This is a genomic window from Postechiella marina (assembly GCF_039538365.1).
Lineage (GTDB): Bacteria > Bacteroidota > Bacteroidia > Flavobacteriales > Flavobacteriaceae > Postechiella > Postechiella marina.
Genome location: NZ_BAABCA010000023.1, coordinates 1 through 796, shown reverse-complemented (window position 1 = coordinate 796; position 796 = coordinate 1). Strand labels below are relative to the sequence as shown.

The 796-nt window shown below is 43.8% G+C and carries 1 protein-coding gene; it reads right to left on the bottom strand.

Annotated features, from left to right (window positions below; genetic code table 11):
* Nucleotides 1-796 (bottom strand): Ig-like domain-containing protein (locus ABD715_RS17775; protein ID WP_344789678.1); only part of this gene is annotated, 796 nt, incomplete at both ends.

Below are 796 nucleotides of genomic sequence, written 5' to 3'. Positions count from 1 at the left end.
TCTGTGAAATTTGATCCAAATCCGCCTGAGGTCGTTTCTGGAGTGAACGTTAAATCATCCGTTGTTGGATCGTAAGTCCATGTCCCTTCGCCTGGTACTACTAATGTTAATGGATCGCCATCACCGTCTGAATCGGTTGGATCTAAACTGATTACTGCGTTTCCTGTTCCTGGTGTAGTGTCTATTGGGCTACCATCACTTAACGTATCGTTTGATGTGATATCCGTTAAGACTGCTGGATCGCCTGTCGCTACACCTGCTACACTATCATCTTCTGCTACTGGTGGTAACTCATCATAGGTTACCGTGATAGTGGCTGGATCGGATACATTACCTTCGGCATCTTCTATTGTATAAGTGATTGCTGTTGGATCGGTTGTAAACCCTACTTCTGGAGTAAAGGTTAACTCGCCTGCTGCATCTACTGCCCATGTTCCTTCGCCTGGTACAACTAAAGTCGTCTCTTGTGTGCCTGGTGTTGATGGATCTAAATCTATTGTACTTGATACAACTTCATCGCCATTGATATCATCACTTACGATATCTAAGACTGCTGGATCGCCTACTGTGTTTCCGTTACTGGTATTGTCTTCCGCTACTGGTACATAATCTATAGTTACCGTAGCATCGTTAGATACATTGCCATCGTTATCTTCTACATTATAACTAATCACGGTTGGATCGTTTGTAAACGTTGCTAACGGTGTGAATGTTATCGCTCCTGTAGTTTCATCTACACTCCATGAGCCTTCGTTTGGTACTGCGAAACTTGTCACATCGCCATTGGCATCCGTTA